Consider the following 18,021-nt stretch of genomic DNA (forward strand, 5'->3'; position numbering starts at 1 on the left):
ACACCGGCGCCCCCTCGCGGGTCCAGACACCGGCGCCCCCTCGCGGGTCCAGACATCGGCGTCCTCGGGCGGGTCCGGACACCGGCTGAGCGGGGTCAGTTGTGGGGGCGGCGGCGGCCCAGGGCGTGGGCGAGGTTCACCGCGATGATGCCGCCCCAGGCGAGCAGCAGGCCCGCCGTCCCCGCCTCGCCCGCGGCGATCGCGGTCAGCGGGACGCCGATGCCCAGGGAGCCCAGTGCGATCGACACCGAGCCGTCGCCCCTGCGCCGGTTCCCGGGAGGTTGAGGGCCGGCGTCCGCGGCGCGTAGCTCGGCCCGGACGCGGGCGGTGATGGTGGCGTCGATCCGGTCGACGAAAGACTCCACCAGCGCGGCCTCGTACTCGAGGCCCAGATCGCGGCGGGCCTCCAGGGTGGCGCGCATGTCCTGTCGGATATCGTGATGCTCCTGCACACCCTGATTCTCTACCTGATCCCGGCTCCCGGGATCGGCCTTTAGGACGACATCTGTGTCCCCGCGTCAAGCGACCGCCCTGGAGATCCCGACCCCGCACGGCCCGGCCCTGGCCGAGATCGGCGAGGTCGCCCGTCCACGATTCCTGCTGGTGCTCACGCACGGCGCGGGCGGCGGGGTGGAGGCTCCCGACCTGCTGGCCGTACGGGACGCCGTGACGCCGATCGGCGGCCTGGTCGTCCGGGTGACGCAGCCGTTCCGGGTGCGGGGCGGCCGCGCGCCGGGTTCGGCCGTCAAGCAGGACGAGGCGTGGACGGCGCTGGTGGCCGCGCTCCGCGCCCGTCATCCGGGCCTGCCGCTCGTGCAGGGCGGGCGGAGCAACGGCGCCCGGGTCGCCTGCCGTACGGCGCGGCAGGCCGGGGCCGAGGCGGTCGTCGCGCTGGCGTTCCCCCTGCACCCGCCGGGCAGGCCGGAACGCTCCCGCGCGGAGGAGCTGCGTGCCGCCGGGGTGGACGTCCTCGCGGTCAGCGGCGACCGCGACCCGTTCGGTGTGCCGGAGGCGGCCGACACCGCCCGGCTGGTGGTGCTGCCGGGTGAGGGGCACGAGTTCAGGAAGGATCCCGGCCGGGTGGGCGAGGTCGTCGCGGAGTGGCTCGGCGCGAGGATGCGGCCGGCCCCGGTGTGACTCCCGAGGCGGGAGCCCGGACGATCAGGACACCCCGGCCAGCGGCCGATGCGGCTCGATGACGGCGCCGTCGGGAAGGAGCTCGCCGGTGTCCTCGAACAGCACCACACCGTTGCACAGCAGGGACCAGCCCTGCTCGGGGTGCGAGGCCAGCGTGCGGGCGGCCTCGCGGTTCTGTGCGTCGGCGGACGGACAGGACGGCTCATGCGGGCACATCGGCGTGCCTCCGGATCTCTCTCTTCGGCTCGCCGGGACCGTTCCGCCGGGCGACCGGCGTCGGGCCCGATCCCCGCGCATGCGGGACGAGCTTCTGGTGGACATGTATGGTCGTGCGCGTCTCGGCGCTGAGGTGCGCACATCAGGCAGATCAAGTGTGCGATCCGCACGCCCCAGGCGACATAGCCCGTTAGGACTGTTTGCACCCTGAACAGGAGTGGGCCCCGCCAGCATGTTGAGGGTGTGTTCTATGACACAGCATGCCTTATAGGAAGATACCCGGCCAACCTCGACACGCCGGATGCCGGGTAAAATTCCCGGGCCGCCCGGGAGGCGGAACGGCCTGCGGGCGCCGTGCCGCCTTGACGCCGCCTTGACAGGTCTTCGTCCCCGACCGCCCGGAGGGCGGTGACCGGGCCCGGTGGCCGGACGTCCACGCCGTCCTTCCGCCCGGCCGCGCGTCTCCGGCCGGGCGGTGTCAGCGGGCGGCCAGCCCGGTCAGGAGCGCCTCCAGGCCGGTCTCGAAGTCGGTGTCGGACGCCGGGTCGCCTCCCCCCGCCGACGGCGGGCGCCAGGGCTCGTCGTCCTCGCCCATCGGCTCGGCCCAGCCCGACTGCTGCACCTCCACCGCCACCGCCCCGAAGACGTAGGCGCGCAGCGCCCGGACGGCCCGCGGCGCGTCCGGCAGCCCCGCCTCGGCGAGCTGGTCGGTCTGCTCGCGCAGCGCCATCGCCGCCCGCCCCTTGGGGGGCCTGGTGAGCGCCAGCGCCAGCACCCCCGGATGCTCCCGCAGCAGGGCACGGCTCGTCCGGCACCACTGCCGGGCGCCCTCGCGCCAGTCGGGGGAGGGGTCCACGTGGACGGCGGTGACGTGCTCGGCCAGGGCGTCCATGAGGGCGTCCTTGCCGCGGGGCAGGTGGTGGTAGATGGCCATCGCCTCCACCTGCAGGGCGTCCCCCAGCCGGCGCATCGTCAGCCGCCGCAGGCCCTGGGTGTCGGCGATGTGCAGGGCGGCGTCGATGATGCGCTCGCGGGACAGGGGAATGGGTGGTCGTTTCGCTGGCATGGCGGCCATCCTGCCAGCCGTGACCTTACTGCGTAAAGGCAGGCGCGCCGTGACGCCGGTCCCTGGATGTGTGGGGTGGACGTGAACCGCGTAGGCTACGAGCCGTGATCAGCCGGGGAACGCCCGGCGGTAGAGAGAGGGCAGACGATGGCGTTTTTCCGACCGGGCGTGAGCCGGGAGGCGGAGGTTCGCTACCACGCTGACCAGGAGGTCGGGAAGAGCTTCCCCGAGCTCCTGGGGAAGGCGCGGGCCGCCGAGGCCGAGCTGCGGCGCGTCCAGGCCGCCGGGGCCTCCACCGAGGAGCTGCGGGTCGCGGCCCGCTCCTTCGACATGGCGCTCACCGAGGCGCTGCGGGCCGCCGAGGCCAACCAGCGGGCGACGTTCGGCGTCCGGGCCTACGACGACCGGATCCGCCGCCGCAAGGCTAAGGCGACCCCCAAGGGCTCCGTGTGGACCGACGAGGTCAACCGGTTGCGCACCCTGCGCGAGCGCAACCGCCTCACCGGTCTCATCCGCGTCCCCCGGCCGGCCGGCTGGGTGGGCTGACGCCCGCGCGCCCGGCCTCCTTCCGTGTGGCCGGGCGTCGTGCGTGCGGCCGCCCGTCCCCTGTGCGGCCGTACGGCCCTGCGAAGGCCGTCCGTTCCCCGTACGGCCCGCCGCCTCCCGCACCCGTCGCGTTCTCCGCGGCGGGTGCTTTCGTGTGCCGGGTCGTTCCGGGAAACCCTTTAATTCCATTGCGGTTATATAGCTGAAAGAGTATGTTGAGGAGGTGTCATCACCACTCGACGTGCTCGCCGAACCCGTCCGGCGCCGCATCCTCGACCTGCTCCTGGAGCGCCCCCGACTGGTGGGGGAGCTGACCGATGAGCTGGGCCTGACCCAGCCGGGCACCTCCAAGCACCTGCGGGTGCTGCGGGAGGCCGGACTGGTGACGGTGCGCAGGGACGCCCAGCGCCGGTGGTACGAGCTGCGGCCCGAGCCGCTGAGCGAGCTCGACGCCTGGCTCGCGCCGTACCGGCGGCTGTGGGCCGGTCGTCTGGACGCGCTGGAAGGCCACCTCGACGCGATGCCGGACGAGGACGGCGAGCACCGCCCGAAGGAGTCCCCGTGAACGAATCCCAGACACCCTGGACGTCCCCCACATCCCCGGAGTCCTCGGAGCTCTCCGAGTCTCCGGGATCCCCGGTGAGCGAGACCCTGGCCGCGGACGGCGACCGGACCGTCCTGCGGATGGAGCGCCGCCTCGGACACCCGCCGGAGAAGGTCTGGCGGGCCGTCACCGACCCCGCGCACCTCGCCGAGTGGTTCCCCGCCCGCGTCGAGGCGGACCTGCGGGCCGGTGGGAGGATCGGCTTCGACCTCGGCGGCGGGCACCCGCCGGTGGACGGCGTGGTCACCGAGTTCGACCCGCCGCGGGCCATCGCCTACACCTGGGGCGACGACCTGCTGCGCTGGGAGGTGCGGCCCCAGGGCGACGGCAGCCTGCTGGTCCTCACCCACACCTTCGCCGACCGCTTCGGCGCGGCCAGCTTCGCCGCGGGCTGGCGGATGTCCACCGGCACGCTGACCCAGATCCTCGGCGGCGGGCCCGCCACCGCGCCGGGCCGGGCCGAGGACCTGCACGAGGCGCTGGTCGCGAGGTTCGGGCTGGACGAGGGGACGAGCGAGGACGTTCCCGGAGGCTGGCGGGTGCGGTTCGAGCGCCAGCTCGTCCGCCCGGCCGAACGGGTCTGGGCCGAGCTGCACCCGGACGCCGTCCCCGCGCCCGGCGACGCCGTGCCGCCCGGCTTCACCGTCCCGGAGTTCGCCCCGGGGACCGTCACCGAGGTCCGCGTCCCCGCCCTGCTGGAGTACGGCTGGCACCGCGGCGACCGGCCCGCCGGGACCGTCCGCTGGGAGCTCGGGCCGGGCACCGGCCACGGCGCCCGCCTCGTCGTCACCCAGACCGGCCCGCACGACCTGCCCGGGGCCCGCGTCGCGGCCCTCACCGCCTGGCGGGCCCACATCGCCGACCTCGCCAAGCGGCTCCTGGACACCGCCCCCTGAGGCGGCCGGAGCATCCGGGCGGCGACGAGGACGAAGCCGGAGAACCGAAAGACGCCGCCCCCGGATCCTCCGGGGGCGGCGTCTTTCAGTCCGTGCGGTCAGCTGGCCCAGTCGAGCAGGGGCCGGGTGTTGCTGGGGTGGCGCAGCTTGGACAGCGACTCCTTCTCCAGCTGCCGGATGCGCTCACGGGTCAGACCGAGGTGCTTGCCGATCTCGTCGAGGGTGTGGGGCTTGCCGTCGACGAGGCCGAAGCGCAGGGCCATGATCTTCGCCTCCCTGGGGGAGAGGTTGCCCAGCACGCCGCGCAGCTGCTCGCCGAGAAGCTGCCGGTCGACGACCTCCGAGGCCTCGGGGGAGTCGACGTCCTCGATGAGGTCGCCGATGGTGGTCTCGCCGTCCTCGCCGATCGTGGCGTTCAGGCTGATCGGCTGGCGGCTGGTGCGCAGCAGTTCCTCGATCTGGTCGGGGGACCTGTCCAGCTCCACCGCCAGCTCCTCGGGGGTGGGCTCGCGGCCGAGACGCTGGTGCATGTCACGCTCGACGCGCGACAGCTTGGACAGCATCTCCAGCACGTGCACCGGCAGGCGGATGGTGCGGGCGGAGTCGGCGAAACCGCGCTGGATGGCCTGCCGGATCCACCACATGGCGTAGGTGGAGAACTTGTAGCCCTTGGTGTAGTCGAACTTCTCCACCGCGCGGATCAGGCCGAGGTTGCCCTCCTGGACCACGTCCAGCAGGGCCATGCCGCGGTCGGTGTACTTCTTGGCGACCGAGACCACCAGGCGGAGGTTGGCCTCCAGCATGTGGTCCTTGGCCCGGCGGCCGTCCTCGGCGACCCACTCCAGGTCGTCCCGCATGGCGGCGGACATGCCCGGCTCGGCCTCCAGTTTGGCCTCGGCGTACAGGCCCGCCTCGATCCGCTTGGCCAGCTCGACCTCCTGGGCGGCGGTCAGCAGCGTGCGGCGGCCGATGGACTTGAGGTACGTGTGCACCGAGTCGCCCATGACCGAGGACTGGTCGTCCAGGTCGAGCGCCTGCTCGGCCTCGGCCTCCAGCTCGGCGTCGTCCGGGGCGGTCCACTCGTCCTCGTCGGACTCCCCGGCGCCGGCCCGGGACGTGTCCTTGGCGGCGGTCTTCGCCCTGACGCCCTTCGGCGCCCTGGTGGTCTTCGAGGCGCGGGTCACCCTGGACCTGGGGGCCGGCTCGGGGTCGTCCCCGGACGCCGGCTCCGCGAGCTCCGCGGCCGGCTCGGCGGTCGTCTTCGCCGCCGCCCTGGTCTTACGCGCGCCGGTCTTGCGGGCGGGCCTGGCCGCGGCCTTGGCGAGCGTGGGCTCGTCCTCGGCCGACAGGCTGACGCCCGCCTCGGTGAGCTCCCGCAGGATGGCCCTTCCCTCGGCCGGGCTGACCCCTGTCTCGGCGAACGCGTGGCGCAGCTCCGCGAGGGAGAGGTGACCCTGGACTCGCCCTCGGTCGAGGAGCTGGTCGAGGGTCGTCGGGGCCTCAGGAGAGGTCGCGGCGGCGGTTGGGGGCATGAGGACACCTCCTCCATCACGGAGTCGTCTGCAACACGGATTGTCTCTGGGTGGGGCGGCGTGGGGGCCGCTCAGCGCACCAGTACCAATAACCCCATCCAAGAACTTTCTGTTCCCGACTTGACGGGGAAAATATGATGGGCAGTTCAAGGCCCGTCGTGGCGCGCGGTCCCGGGCGCCCGTACGGCGGCCCGTTCCCGGCCGGATCGAGGCCCGTCGGCGGGCCGGTGGCCCGCGAGGCGACGGCCTCCTCCCGGCCCGCTCCAGGCGCCTACTCCGTCACGTTCACCGGGCCCTCGGCCGCGGGCATGGGGAACGGCTCCGCCTGCTCCAGGCGGCTCTCGGTCCAGTATTCCGCGGCCTTGCGCGGGTCGGGGTTGACCCGGCGGGAGACCACGTAGTCCTCCGGGGAGGGCGCCGCCCCCGTGGGGGAGGGGAGGGGCGAGGCGGTCTCGCCCGGCTTCAGGGGGTCCGCCGGCGCCACATCGCTCGGCCCCGTAGTCTCCACGGGGCCTCCCGCGGGCTCGCCGGCCTTCGTGGGTCCGGCGTCCCCGCCGAGTCTGCCCGCCGAGGCGGCCGCTGCGACGGACACGCCGCCGGCCAGGACCACGCCGACGACCGCCGCCGAGACCAGTGTCCTGCGGTCGATCCTCATGGTTATCGTCCCTTCCGTGTCGGCCGTGCCGGTCGTCTCCGGTGACGCGCACCGGCCCGCCGATGTCCGCCCGGGGCACCCGGCGGATGCCGGTCTCTTCCCTATTGACGCGCGCCGCCCCGTAACGGTTCCGGGCCACGGCCGTGACGCCGGACCGTCAGGGTTCCGGATGACGACCATAACGGAGGGCGGTGAGATCCGGCTTCCCGTTGGGCAGAAGAGGCATCTCCGGCAGCACGACGAGCTCGGCCGGGGCCGCGTGGGCGGGAAGGCGCTCCTTGACGAAGTCGCGCAGCTCGGCCAGGGACGGCGGGGCGGGGGAGACCACGACGGCGACCACCCGCTCGCCCCACTCGGGGTCGGGGCGGCCGACGACCGCGGCGTCGGCCACCGCGGGGTGCGCGGCCACGACCGCCGCGACCTGCGCCGCGACGACCTTCTCGCCGCCGGTGTTGATCATGTCGTCGGCCCGGCCGAGCACCCGCAGCCGGCCGCCGGTCACCTCGCCGAGGTCGGAGGTCAGGAACCAGTCGCCGTCGCGGGCGGCGGCGGTGAGGTCGGGGCGCAGGCGGTAACCGGAGAACAGCACGGGCCCGGTGAGGCGGATCCGCCCGTCGCCGCCGATTTTGAGATCTACATTGTCAAGGGGCTCGCCGTCGTAGACACATCCGCCACAGGTCTCGCTCATGCCGTAGGTGGTGACGACGCGGGCGCCGGCGGTACGGGCGTCGGCGAGCAGGGCCGCGGGGGCGGCGGCGCCGCCCAGCAGGATCGTCCGGAAGGCCGCCGGACCGGCCGGGTCGGCGGCCAGCAGGCGGCGCAGCTGGGTCGGCACCAGCGAGATGTGCTCGGCCCCGGAGGCCAGCACCGCCTCCGGGGAGAAGCCCTCGTGCACGATCGGTTCGGTCCCGCCGAGCAGCGACCTCACCAGCACCTGCAGGCCCGACACGTGGGAGGGCGGCAGGCAGCACAGCCAGCGCTCGCCGGGACGGGCGCCCAGCCGGCGCAGCGAGGCGGCGGCCGAGGCCCGCAGCGCGGCGGCCGTGAGCTGCACCCCCTTGGGGACGCCGGTGGAACCGCTGGTGGCGATGACCACGGCCGTCTCCGCCGCCACCGGGACGCCGCCGGCGTACGGCGCGCCGTCGAGGTGGGTGGGGCGCAGCGCCGCAAGCGTCGCCCGCAACGCGGGGGCGGGCAGGGCGGGCGGCAGGGGCAGGACCGCGGGGCCGTCCCCGCCGAGCGCGGCGGCGACGGCGGCGGTCAGCCGGGGGCCGGGGGGCAGCGTCAGGGCGTGCAGTTCCCGCCCCCCGGGAGGGGGCTCCAGGTGTGCGGGTCCGGTCGTCACGGTCGTAAGGTTAGTGCCGAATGCCGAGTGAGGACCGGGGGAGACCCCGGTGAGGAAGGGGCGAGACGATCGTGAGCACCGAGCGGGCCGAGCCGGGCGGCAACGAGGCGGCGGCGGGCGAGGGGCGTCCCCTGCCGGAGAGCGTCCAGAAGCGCGCGGTCGACTGGAAGCGGTCGGGCGACTACGAGGACATCGTCTACGAGACCGGCGAGGGCATCGCGAAGATCACGATCAACCGGCCCGAGCGGCACAACGCCTTCCGCCCGACCACGCTGTTCGAGCTGCGCCGGGCCTTCGACGTCGCCCAGGAGGACGGCGAGGTCGGTGTGATCATTCTCACCGGCGCCGGCGACCGGGCCTTCTGCTCCGGCGGCGACCAGAAGATCCGCGGCGACGACGGCTACGTCGACAAGTCCACCCCGCACGTCGGCCGGCTGAACGTGCTGGACCTGCAGGTGCAGATCCGTCGCTGCCCCAAGCCGGTCATCGCGATGATCGCCGGTTACGCCATCGGCGGCGGCCACGTGCTGCACGTCTGCTGCGACCTGTCCATCGCCGCCGACAACGCCGTCTTCGGCCAGACCGGCCCGAAGGTCGGCTCCTTCGACGGCGGCTACGGCTCCTGGCTGCTGGCCGAGACCGTCGGCCTGAAGCGGGCCCGTGAGATCTGGTACCTGTGCCGCCAGTACGACGCGAAGACCGCCCTGGACTGGGGCCTGGTCAACGCCGTCGTCCCGCTGGCCGAGCTCGAGACCGAGACCGTCAAGTGGGCCAGGGAGATGCTGGAGAAGTCGCCGCTGGCGCTGCGCATGCTCAAGGGCGCGCTGAACGCCGTCAGCGACGGCGCCGCCGGCATGCAGCAGTTCGCCGGGGACGCCACCCTGCTGTTCTACATGAGCGAGGAGGCGCAGGAGGGCCGCGACGCCTTCAAGGAGAAGCGCAGCCCCGACTTCGGCCAGTTCCCGCGCCGGCCGTAATGGGGGAGACGCTGCCGCGGGACCCGGTGGGCCGGGCCGCGGGCACGGCGGGGCGCCGCGCTCGCAGGTCGTGGCGGGTGGCGCGGTGAACCCGGCCACCGCGCTCGCGACCGTGCTGGTGGACGAGCTGGCCCGCTGCGGCCTGACCGACGTGGTGCTCGCGCCCGGCTCCCGCTCGACCCCGCTCGCGCTGGCCGTGCACGCCGACAGCCGGCTGCGGCTGCACGTGCGCGTCGACGAGCGGTCGGCGTCCTACCTGGCGGTGGGCCTGGCCCGCCGCGGGGAGCGGCCGGTGGCGCTGGTCTGCACCTCCGGCACCGCCGCGGCCAACTTCCACCCCGCGGTGATCGAGGCGCACGAGTCGGGGGTGCCGCTGCTGGTGCTCACCGCCGACCGGCCGCCCGAGCTGCGCGACACCGGCGCCAGCCAGACCGTCGACCAGGTCAAGATGTACGGCACGGCGGTCCGCTGGTTCGGCGAGGTCGGCGTGCCGGAGAACCGCCCCGGTCAGGTCGCCTACTGGCGTTCGCTGGCCTGCCGCGCCTACCAGCGCGCCCTGGGCCCCTACGACCCCGGCCCGGTCCATCTGAACGTCCCCTTCCGTGAGCCGCTCGTCCCCGACGGCGACGCCTCCTGGTGTGAGCCCCTGGACGGCGGCGGCTCCGCCGGGCCGTGGGTCCGTGCCCGGGTGGCGCCCCCGGCGTCGGCGCTGCACCTGCCGCCGACCCGGCGCGGGGTGCTCGTCGTCGGAGACGGCGCGGCCAACGTGCGGCGGTACGTCGCGGCGGCGGGCATGGCCGGCTGGCCGGTGCTGTCGGAGCCGCACGGCAACGCCCGCTACGGCGACCACGCGATGCCGGCGTACCACTTCCTGCTCGGCGCCCCGGAGTTCACCGAGGGGCACCGGCCCGACGTGGTGGTCACCCTGGGCCGGCCGAGCCTGTCGCGGCCGCTGCTGGGGTGGCTGGGGCAGGCCGCCGAGCACATCGTGGTCACCGGCGACCTGACCCGCTGGCCGGATCCGACCCGTTCGGCCACCCAGGTGGCGCAGGCGGTGGAGATCCCGGTCGCGGCGGGCGACGACGACTGGCTGCGTTCCTGGCGGCGCGCCGACGCCGCGGCCCGCGCCGCGGTCGACGAGGTGCTGGACGGCTCCGGGTTCAGCGAACCGCTCCTGGCCCGCGACCTGGCCGAGGCGCTGCCCAACGGGTCGCTGCTGTTCTCCGGCTCCTCCATGCCGATCCGTGACCTGGACCAGGCGATGCGGCCCCGCCGGGGTCTGCGGGTCATGGCCAACCGGGGGGCGGCCGGGATCGACGGCGTGGTCTCCAGCGCGATCGGCGCGGCGCTGGCCCACAACGGCCCCGCCTACGCGCTGCTGGGCGATTTGACGTTCCTGCACGACCAGAACGGCCTGATCCTGGGGCCCCGTGAGCCCCGTCCCGACCTGTGCCTGGTCGTGGTGAACAACGACGGCGGCGGGATCTTCTCGCTGCTGCCCCAGGCCGCGCTGCGCGAGCCGTTCGAGCGGCTCTTCGGCACCGCGCACGGGGTGGACCTGGCGCACGTGGCCGCGGCGACCGGCACGCCGTACACCTTCGTGGACGAGGTGGGGCAGTTGCCCAAGGCGCTGCGCGGGGAGGGGGTCCGGATCGTGGAGGCCCGCACCGAGCGGGAGCCCAACGCGGCGCTGCACGCCGCGATGCGCGAGGCGGCCCACGCCGCGATCCGCGGGGCCGTCTGACGTTCCCGGCGCCGGCGATCCGTGCCGGGGGATCCGGGTACGGCGGTGCGGTACGGCGCGCCCGGCTCCGCTCGTCCGGCCGGTGCGGCCCGCCCGTCTTCAGGCCCTGACCGGCGCGTCCGGCTGTGCCGTGCCCGGACGGTCCGGATGGCGAAGATCGCGGCATCGGACCAATAGGGTGGCATCCATGCATGTCGACGCGTTGCTCCAGTCGATTCCGCCGCTGTGGGTCTGCCTGATCGTCGGGCTGGTGATCGGGGTGGAGAGCCTGGGCATCCCGCTTCCGGGGGAGATCGTCCTGGTCAGCGCCGCGCTGCTGGCGGCCAAGGGGGTCGTCGACCCGGTGTGGGTCGGCGTCTGCGCCAGCGCCGGGGCGATCGTCGGCGACTCGATCGGCTACGCCATCGGCCGCAAGGGGGGTCAGTCCCTGTTCGACCGGCTGGGACGCAGGTTCCCCAAGCACTTCGGTCCGGAGCACATCGCCAGGGCGGCGCACTACTTCCACCGCTACGGCATGTGGACGGTGTTCTTCGGCCGGTTCATCGCGTTGCTGCGCATCCTGGCCGGGCCGCTGGCGGGCGCGCTGCGCATGCCGTACTGGCGGTTTTTGATCGCCAACGTGCTGGGCGGGATCGTGTGGGCGGGCGGCACCACCGCCGCGGTCTACTCGGTGGGCCGGGTCGCCGAGCAGTGGCTCAAGGGCTTCTCCTGGGTGGGGCTGGCCGTGGCGGTGCTGTTCGGCATGGCCACCACGGTGTTCATCAAGCGGCGGGCCACCAGGGCGGCCGCGGAGTCGGCCGAGGGGGAGCACGGCAAGGCGGTCGGCGCCTCCTGAGCCGGACCGGCCGGGGACGTCTTTCAGATCCTCCGGGGCTCTCAGGTCTCCGGGGCCGGTGCGATGGTTTCGTTCGCGTGTAGCTGTATGCGGCGATCCGGCGTGATGTGCGGGCGGGGTTGTCGATCCGCGGGGTAATGCGCAAGCACGGGGTCTCGCATCCAACAGCGGCTCAAGGCCAAGGGCGCCTGCCGGCTAGAGCTGGACCACTACCTGGAGGCCCTGGTGCGCAAGCCCGGCGCAATGCCCGGCGCGACCGCGCTGGAGCAGGCCCGCCCGGTGGGCCGGTTCACGCCCGTCCACGACGCCTGGTGGGCGGGGCTGCTCGCAAGGCCCACGGCGATGCCGAGGACCCGACCGGCACTGGCAAGGCCGATCAGGCGGCATCGGTCCCGGCCGTGACCGTGACCTCGCTGACCGCGCGGCGGCTGGCCCATCTGCCTGTCGGCCGGCGGCCGTTGCCGTCGGTGGCCCACTACGACCAGCTCTTGCGCCGCCGCCCATCCGGGAAACAAGGATCGACCAGCCAGGGAGAGGTTCAATGACGACCAATCGCCACCGCGGACTGACCGAACAAGCCGCCGATACCGCCGTGAACAGCGCCTGCCGTATGCTGCGGCTGCCCACCGTCCGGGCCAAGTTCCCCGAACTGGCCGAGGCCGCCGGCGACAAGCAACTCAACAAGACCATCGCCCGCTACGGCCGTGTCGACCTGCTCTGCATCGACGAACTCCGCACCGCTGCCCGCCCTTACCTATGCGTTTCGGGAGTCTCTCGAACATGGGCCCAGCCGCCAAGTGGCTCTGTGATAGCTGCGGTCACGACCAGCGGGTGGATCAAGAACACGGCTGGACGTTCCTCAAGGCAAGGGCCGGTCGGAGTTGCCGAGTGATCCGGGAAACTGCCGGTCTCGGCTATTTTTGATCTTGACCCTAAACCTGGACCTCGGAGATGAGCGTTGACGGCTGCACAGCCTCACCAGATCGACCCCTTCGAAGCCGTGGCGTGCCTGTTCAGGTTGTGGCTGCCGGGATGGCGGCTCGCGGTTGTCGGAGGCGAGACTCCCGAGGAGGAGTGGATCTCCACGCCTTCCCTGATCGAGGTGACGGAGTACGGGGCGTTCCCGGGAACCTTCATCGGCCCCGGTGGGCAGCGCCACCCAGTGGCCGTCGAGTGGTTCGACATCGATGACCCAGACGAGACATCCGACAGCCCCCTATGCGCGTCATGGGGCCTGCCCACCGAGGGTGCGGAGCAGACGTACGAGTCCCTCATCGGAGCACTGGAATCCGGTGGCAGCCTAAACCGGCGAGGCCGAGCACTGGCCGGATACGCTGCCGGCTACCTTGCCGCAGACGCCACAGACCTGCTGCGGATCGAGGCCGCCGCCGAACCGGGCGGCCCCGTACTTGATGATGAGCTGCACCTACTGGTGCGCAGTTGGAGGAGGACGTGGCGAGTGTCGCTGGGCTCCGCCCCGATCGTCTCCGATGGCCCCATCGAGGCCGAGTACCGAATCGCCTGCGTCACGGCGCTTTTGAGTCAATTCCTCACTATCAACAATACCGACGCGGTGACATTCGAGGTGAGTTTCGGAACTCACGACGTCAACCTCGACGTCTCTGATCCCTACGACGCCTTCCGGGCAGGCTGGTCAGGAGACGGGCACTGGCTGATCGCCGAGGAGGGCGACGACGAGGACGATGACGTCCTCTGGCCGCTGGACGCAGCCTCCCTGGAAGCCGCGCTGGCGGAGTCGGAACGGAACATCGTCCAAGCGGCCCGGGCCACTAGCATGCTCTGGGAATTCGACGATACGACCCCCGAGATTCCCGGCGACGAACTCGTCTCCTGGCTGGCCCGCGACCTCTACGAGACGATCGCCACTGGGGTGACCGGCACATCCGGACCCCTGCTCGCCTTCGCCAAGGAGTTCCCCCTCGATGAGGTTCTGCGCGGTGAAGGGGATTCATGCCTCCTCTTGGCCGGCCCGGAGCGCACTGCCCTCGTCTACGTCAGCTGACCGCCGCCAGCGAGTACACCACCCCGGGCCGTCGAGGCAGGCCATCGCATGAGACCCAGCCGTACCGCACCACGATGTTGGCTTAGTGGCCCGTCTCTGAACCTTGATCGGGTAATTGGTCTCGAACGGTGAACCCGGCAAGCTGGCTGCTTCTGCAACCTGTGGGAGGTGGTCGTGGCTCGCCGACCGGAAGTGTTCGTCCGGCCCTTCTCGATGGAAGAGGGCCGCAAGCTGCAGCGCATCACCCGCTCGGCCAAGGACCAGGTCAAGCTACGCCGGGCGATCGTGGTGATGATGTCCGGCCAAGGCCGATCAGGGCCGGACATCACCTCGTTGATGCAGGTCAGCGACAACTACGTGCGTGATGTCATCCACGCCTTCAACGAGCGGGGGTTCGACGCCCTGGACCCAAAATGGAGCGGGGGCCGTCCACCGACGATCAGTGAGCAGACGCGCGAGTACATCTGCCTGATCGCCCGGACGGTCCCCGCCGAATGGTGCATCTCCGGACACTCCACCTGGAGCCTGCGCACCCTGGCCGAACACCTGATCGGCCGAGGTGTGGTCACTGCCATCAGCCGCCAACACCTGTCGCGGATCCTGTGCGCGGGCAAGGTGAGCTGGCAGACCACCACCTGGAAAGCCTCCAACGGACCGCCTCTCCGGCCCGGCTGCGCGCCACCTACAACCGCTACTTCGGCGTGATGCACATGATTGCCGCCCTCGACCTGGCCACCGGTCTGCTCTACTACCGCATCCGCACGCGCAAACGGTGGCGGGAGTTCCTGTCCTTCCTCAAGACGTTACGGACCCGCTGGCCTGCCGAGAAGCTGTACGTGATCATGGATAACCACTCGCCGCGCAAACACCCCCGAGTCCGCGCCTGGGCCGCCGCCAACAACGTCGAGCTGGTGTTCCTGCCCACCTACGGCTCGTGGCTGAACTGGATCGAATCCGAATTCGCCGTGCTGCGCTATTACGCCCTCAACGGCACCGACCACCGCACCCACGACGAGCAGAACGCGGCGATCGGCGCCTACGTACGCCGGCGCAACCGCCGCGCTCAGCCCAAGACCAGCTTTGCTGCCAGCTCAGCCATCCGCAGCTGGACCAGTTACCCGGCCAAGGCTGCGTGACGGGCCGCTAGCCTGGTGCGAATGGATCATCAGGACCCACCATCCCGAGCACGTCGCCGCCTTGCCGTACTTCTTCGAGAGTTACGGCGGCGAGGTTCCCGACTGGCCGCGGCGGCACGAGGCGATGCTGGCCCGCTGCCGCGACCTGCTCGCCTTCACCACCGGCTGGAGCGACGAAAGCGTCCAGCTCTGGCAGACCGCATCGCGACCACGACTGGCTGGACGGCCGCGTGAGAGCGGTACTCGCTCTGGCGAGTGCCTGCCTCCTCACCCTCACGACGGCCTGCGCCGCCGCACCCGCACGCACCGCCGCCTCGGCGACTCCCTCTCCACCCGCTTCCCCGTCCGCATCTCCATCCGCATCTCCGTCCGCGTCGCCCACTCCGACGCGGGTGCCCGTCGCCGGTTCCCGCCGCTCACGGCATTTCGACCTCAACCGCGACGGCTTCAACGACCTGCTATTCCAGGGCCGGCAGACCCTCAAGGTGCTGTACGGCTCGAAGCGGGGCCTGAGCGCCTCCTCCGCCGACCTCGGTCTGCCTCTCGGCTACACCGGCGCCTGGACGGCCGACCTCGACGGCGACGGCTACGCCGACGTGATCGGACAGCACGAGCAGCGAGGTCCGTACGTGGCCTGGAGCGGCCCGGGCCGGCCGCCTTCCCAGGCGACACTGCACCGGCTCGTCCTGCCCGGCGGATCCGACTGGGAGAGCGCCGTCCCGGGCGACTTCAACGGCGACGGAGCCGTCGACCTCGCCGCCCACACCCTCGAAGGGGGCAAACTCGGCGTCTTTTACGGCCCGTTCACCCGGGCGGGAAAGCCTGCCAGACACACCGTCCAGACCGTGACCATCACGGACAGAATCGACAACCTGGTCGCCGGCGACCTGGCTGCCAAGCGTGCCACCGACCTTCTCGCCTACGACTTCGTCGAAGAGTCCCAGCAGCCGCCAACCCTCCTCAAGGGCGGCCCGCGCGGCCTGGCCACGGAAGGCACCCTGCTCAACGCCGGCTCGGCGTCGGCGTTCGGCGACTTCGACGGCGACGGCCTCACCGACGTCGTGACCGCCGACAGCGGCGCCCGCAACGACGAGCCCGGCGCCGACGAGGAAGGGCCGGAGATCTCCAACCTGATGACCGTCTACTACGGCAGTGATCGAAAACCCCAGACGTTCACCTACGACGGTGAGAACGAGTTGGATGCCTGGCGAGGCCTCAAGAACCTCGGCTTCGGCGCCGTGGTGGCAGGAGACCTCAACCACGACGGTCTCGACGACCTGGCCGCCGGCAACCGCATGGGCACCCAGGGCACCGAGCTGTTCTACGGGAGCCGCAAGGGGCTGACTCGTCCGGGCACCATGGTGTCGCGCAGCGACTCGGCCGTCACGGACATCTTCACCGACAGGCCGGCAATCGCCGTTCCCCTGGCGATCCGTGACTACGACGGCGACGGCAAGGCCGAACTCATCCTGCGGACCGTCACCCACGGATCGCAGCCAAGCAGACTCTGGATCTTCAACGGCACTCGGCAGAAGGCTCAGTTCCCGATCTAGTGGGTCATGATCCCGGGCAGGCGGTTCTGGAAGTCGAGAACTCCCACCCAGGTGGGGCGCAGAGCGATGCGGGCCATTCTGGTGTCGGGGTGGTCGGCTCCGGTGACGTAGCCTGCACCGCCCTCTTCGCCGAGGTAACGGCGGGTAGCTTGGCCTGTTCGGGGACCACACCACTGACTTCGGCGATGGTGACCCGGCCGCGCAGCATGAGCACCTCTGGTGGATGGGGCTCGGTGTCGATCGTTACCGCGACGTCGGGATTCGTGCGGAGGGCATGCACGCGTCGTTCCGGTTCCTCGATCCCCAGCGGGGGCAGTGGATGAACGTCGACATCACCAGTTCCTCACCGGTCCATACGAACCACGTCGACATCACTCGAGGCGCTCCGTCGGTCGCCGTGTAAGCCAGGCGCGCTGGGATCGTCGAGCGGAGAAGGCGCTCCGCGAGGTCGGTCTTAAGCAGCCGTACGTCCCCTGTGGGAGTCCATAGATCATCTCTCCTTCGGGTTGTTGGAAAGAGAGACCCGGGGGCCGCGGCCAACTCATCGTTGTCCAGAAAAGTCGCTTCCCAGGCACGGTTGTTGAGTGGCCATACAGCAGGGCCGGGCTGTCGTCCCGGCCGCAGGCTGACAGCTTCACCGCCCCGATCAATTACCTGGCCGACGTTGCGTGACAGGCCATTAGCTGGCGGCTGGGGCCCAGGTTCGGGAGAAGATCCTCATCTCCGCGGCACCGTCATTAAATGTCATCGACATCACCGTCTCGACGCTTCCGCAACCGTCGCCCAAACCAGCGAGCAAACGTTGCCGCTTCTCGCGTTCACAGTCGGTGCGACGCGGACGCCGCGCCGCACCGGTCTTTTCGGGGTCTCAGAGGGCGTTGTGCGGGCCGATATCCATGATGTCAAGTGTGATCAGGTGGATTTGCAGCGTTACGACTTGTCGGCGGGTTCCTGTGTGCCGGGATGGCCGTGTGAGCGAGCGCAAGCCGTATCCGAGCGACTTGTCCGACGAGCAATGGGCGCTGATCGAGCCGGTGATCACGGCATGGAAAGCCGCTCACCGTTCCGTCGGCGGACACCAGGGCGACTACGCGATGCGCGGGATCGTCAACACGATCCTCTACCAGGAGCGCACCAGCGACCTGCCGCCCGGCAGCGCGACGACGGCACCGATCAGAAGATCCACGACCTGCTGCGCTGGCACGTACGGGAGAAAAGGTGAAGATTGTCCGACCTATCCTGGTCGTGCTGGACACTCAGAGCGTCCATGCGGCGGCCGGGATCCCCGCCACCACGACGGGAAAGGACGCGAACAAGAAGGTGCCGGGCCGCAGACGTGCTCGGCCTGGTCAACAGGGGCATCCTCGTCGAGACAGGACCCGGACTGTTCGCTCAGCCGCGTCCGTAATCCGACAGGTAACGCTCTGATCTGGCCACCTTACCTACAGTAGGACGCTGTAGGTGGGGCATCGAGCGCACGATGTCCTGGCTGACCGAATGCCGCAGACTCACCCAGCGCTATGAACGCAGCCCCCGCGACTGCCTGGCCTTTCTCGGTCTTGCCGCCGCCCTCTGCTGCTATAAACGACTCGTCCGACTCACCACGCAGAGCACGGTCTCAACCGAGTCGGGAACCGACTTACCGCATAAGGCGTGATGCGCAACACTGGTGCCCGTCAGGGGAGGACGCCAGGTCGGGTCACAGTTGCCGGAGGTTCGAGTGGAACGCGGGACGTTGATCGCAGGCAAGTACGAG

At 71.4% G+C, this 18,021-nt stretch carries 20 protein-coding genes; 14 read left to right on the top strand and 6 right to left on the bottom strand.

What is annotated here, in order from left to right; all coding sequences use genetic code 11:
* Positions 1–95 precede the first annotated feature (95 nt).
* Positions 96–422: a hypothetical protein gene (locus AB0D67_RS32910; RefSeq protein WP_362944677.1), complete on the bottom strand. Its 327-nt coding sequence runs from the start codon at positions 420–422 to the stop codon at positions 96–98.
* Between the two features lie 109 nt (positions 423–531).
* Here AB0D67_RS32910 and AB0D67_RS32915 point away from each other — a divergent pair, with 109 nt between their 5' ends.
* The gene (locus AB0D67_RS32915; protein WP_362944754.1) at positions 532–1,137 is read left to right on the top strand and encodes an alpha/beta family hydrolase; all 606 of its coding nucleotides are present in this window, start codon (positions 532–534) and stop codon (positions 1,135–1,137) included.
* A 24-nt stretch (positions 1,138–1,161) separates the two neighbouring features.
* On the opposite strand, the gene AB0D67_RS32920 is transcribed toward AB0D67_RS32915, so the two are convergent.
* A complete protein-coding gene (locus AB0D67_RS32920) occupies positions 1,162–1,353 on the bottom strand; it encodes a DUF5999 family protein (RefSeq protein ID WP_179823793.1) in 192 nt (63 codons plus the stop codon).
* Between the two features lie 478 nt (positions 1,354–1,831).
* Positions 1,832–2,419 carry a TetR/AcrR family transcriptional regulator C-terminal domain-containing protein gene (locus AB0D67_RS32925; RefSeq protein WP_362944679.1) on the bottom strand — a complete coding sequence of 196 codons (588 nt, stop codon included), beginning with the start codon at positions 2,417–2,419 and terminating at the stop codon, positions 1,832–1,834.
* Positions 2,420–2,566: 147 nt separating this feature from the next.
* Between AB0D67_RS32925 and AB0D67_RS32930 the strand changes: the two genes are divergently transcribed.
* The 3 genes from AB0D67_RS32930 (at position 2,567) to AB0D67_RS32940 (ending at position 4,465) form a co-directional block, all read left to right on the top strand.
* A complete protein-coding gene (locus AB0D67_RS32930) occupies positions 2,567–2,965 on the top strand; it encodes a hypothetical protein (RefSeq protein WP_362944681.1) in 399 nt (132 codons plus the stop codon).
* Positions 2,966–3,188: 223 nt separating this feature from the next.
* On the top strand, positions 3,189–3,530 hold the full coding sequence (locus AB0D67_RS32935) for a metalloregulator ArsR/SmtB family transcription factor (protein WP_362944683.1): 342 nt from the start codon (positions 3,189–3,191) through the stop codon (positions 3,528–3,530).
* 74 nt (positions 3,531–3,604) lie between these two features.
* Positions 3,605–4,465 carry an SRPBCC family protein gene (locus AB0D67_RS32940; protein WP_362944685.1) on the top strand — a complete coding sequence of 287 codons (861 nt, stop codon included), beginning with the start codon at positions 3,605–3,607 and terminating at the stop codon, positions 4,463–4,465.
* A 98-nt stretch (positions 4,466–4,563) separates the two neighbouring features.
* On the opposite strand, the gene AB0D67_RS32945 is transcribed toward AB0D67_RS32940, so the two are convergent.
* The 3 genes from AB0D67_RS32945 to AB0D67_RS32955 all read right to left on the bottom strand — a co-directional run bounded on the left by AB0D67_RS32945 (position 4,564) and on the right by AB0D67_RS32955 (position 7,949).
* Complete coding sequence (locus AB0D67_RS32945; protein WP_362944687.1) at positions 4,564–5,997, bottom strand: RNA polymerase sigma factor; 1,434 nt, start codon at positions 5,995–5,997, stop codon at positions 4,564–4,566.
* Positions 5,998–6,268: 271 nt separating this feature from the next.
* Entirely contained in the window at positions 6,269–6,652 is a 384-nt protein-coding gene (locus tag AB0D67_RS32950; protein ID WP_362944689.1) for a hypothetical protein, read from the bottom strand.
* Positions 6,653–6,809: 157 nt separating this feature from the next.
* Positions 6,810–7,949, bottom strand: a complete 1,140-nt coding sequence (locus AB0D67_RS32955) for an AMP-binding protein (protein ID WP_362944756.1) — start codon at positions 7,947–7,949, stop codon at positions 6,810–6,812.
* A 179-nt stretch (positions 7,950–8,128) separates the two neighbouring features.
* On the opposite strand from AB0D67_RS32955, the gene menB reads away from it, so the two are divergent.
* The 10 genes from menB to AB0D67_RS33005 all read left to right on the top strand — a co-directional run bounded on the left by menB (position 8,129) and on the right by AB0D67_RS33005 (position 17,922).
* Positions 8,129–8,974: a 1,4-dihydroxy-2-naphthoyl-CoA synthase gene (gene menB / locus AB0D67_RS32960; protein ID WP_362944758.1), complete on the top strand. Its 846-nt coding sequence runs from the start codon at positions 8,129–8,131 to the stop codon at positions 8,972–8,974.
* A gap of 85 nt (positions 8,975–9,059) precedes the next feature.
* A complete protein-coding gene (gene menD, locus AB0D67_RS32965; RefSeq protein WP_362944691.1) occupies positions 9,060–10,718 on the top strand; it encodes a 2-succinyl-5-enolpyruvyl-6-hydroxy-3-cyclohexene-1-carboxylic-acid synthase in 1,659 nt (552 codons plus the stop codon).
* Positions 10,719–10,905: 187 nt separating this feature from the next.
* Complete coding sequence (locus AB0D67_RS32970; protein ID WP_362944693.1) at positions 10,906–11,553, top strand: DedA family protein; 648 nt, start codon at positions 10,906–10,908, stop codon at positions 11,551–11,553.
* Between the two features lie 541 nt (positions 11,554–12,094).
* Entirely contained in the window at positions 12,095–12,445 is a 351-nt protein-coding gene (locus AB0D67_RS32975) for a hypothetical protein (RefSeq protein ID WP_362944695.1), read from the top strand.
* Between the two features lie 66 nt (positions 12,446–12,511).
* The gene (locus tag AB0D67_RS32980) at positions 12,512–13,576 is read left to right on the top strand and encodes a hypothetical protein (RefSeq protein WP_362944697.1); all 1,065 of its coding nucleotides are present in this window, start codon (positions 12,512–12,514) and stop codon (positions 13,574–13,576) included.
* Between the two features lie 168 nt (positions 13,577–13,744).
* On the top strand, positions 13,745–14,281 hold the full coding sequence (locus AB0D67_RS32985; RefSeq protein ID WP_362944699.1) for a helix-turn-helix domain-containing protein: 537 nt from the start codon (positions 13,745–13,747) through the stop codon (positions 14,279–14,281).
* Positions 14,281–14,712, top strand: coding sequence for a transposase (locus tag AB0D67_RS32990; RefSeq protein ID WP_362944701.1), 432 nt, complete (start codon positions 14,281–14,283; stop codon positions 14,710–14,712). Before AB0D67_RS32985 ends, AB0D67_RS32990 begins: the two co-directional genes overlap by 1 nt.
* 392 nt (positions 14,713–15,104) lie before the next feature.
* Positions 15,105–16,265, top strand: coding sequence for a VCBS repeat-containing protein (locus tag AB0D67_RS32995; protein ID WP_362944703.1), 1,161 nt, complete (start codon positions 15,105–15,107; stop codon positions 16,263–16,265).
* Between the two features lie 971 nt (positions 16,266–17,236).
* Entirely contained in the window at positions 17,237–17,716 is a 480-nt protein-coding gene (locus AB0D67_RS33000; RefSeq protein ID WP_362944705.1) for a transposase, read from the top strand.
* A 29-nt stretch (positions 17,717–17,745) separates the two neighbouring features.
* Positions 17,746–17,922 carry a hypothetical protein gene (locus AB0D67_RS33005; RefSeq protein WP_362944707.1) on the top strand — a complete coding sequence of 59 codons (177 nt, stop codon included), beginning with the start codon at positions 17,746–17,748 and terminating at the stop codon, positions 17,920–17,922.
* Positions 17,923–18,021 lie beyond the last annotated feature (99 nt).

The sequence above is a fragment of the Streptosporangium sp. NPDC048047 genome (assembly GCF_040653115.1).
Taxonomy (GTDB): domain Bacteria; phylum Actinomycetota; class Actinomycetes; order Streptosporangiales; family Streptosporangiaceae; genus Streptosporangium.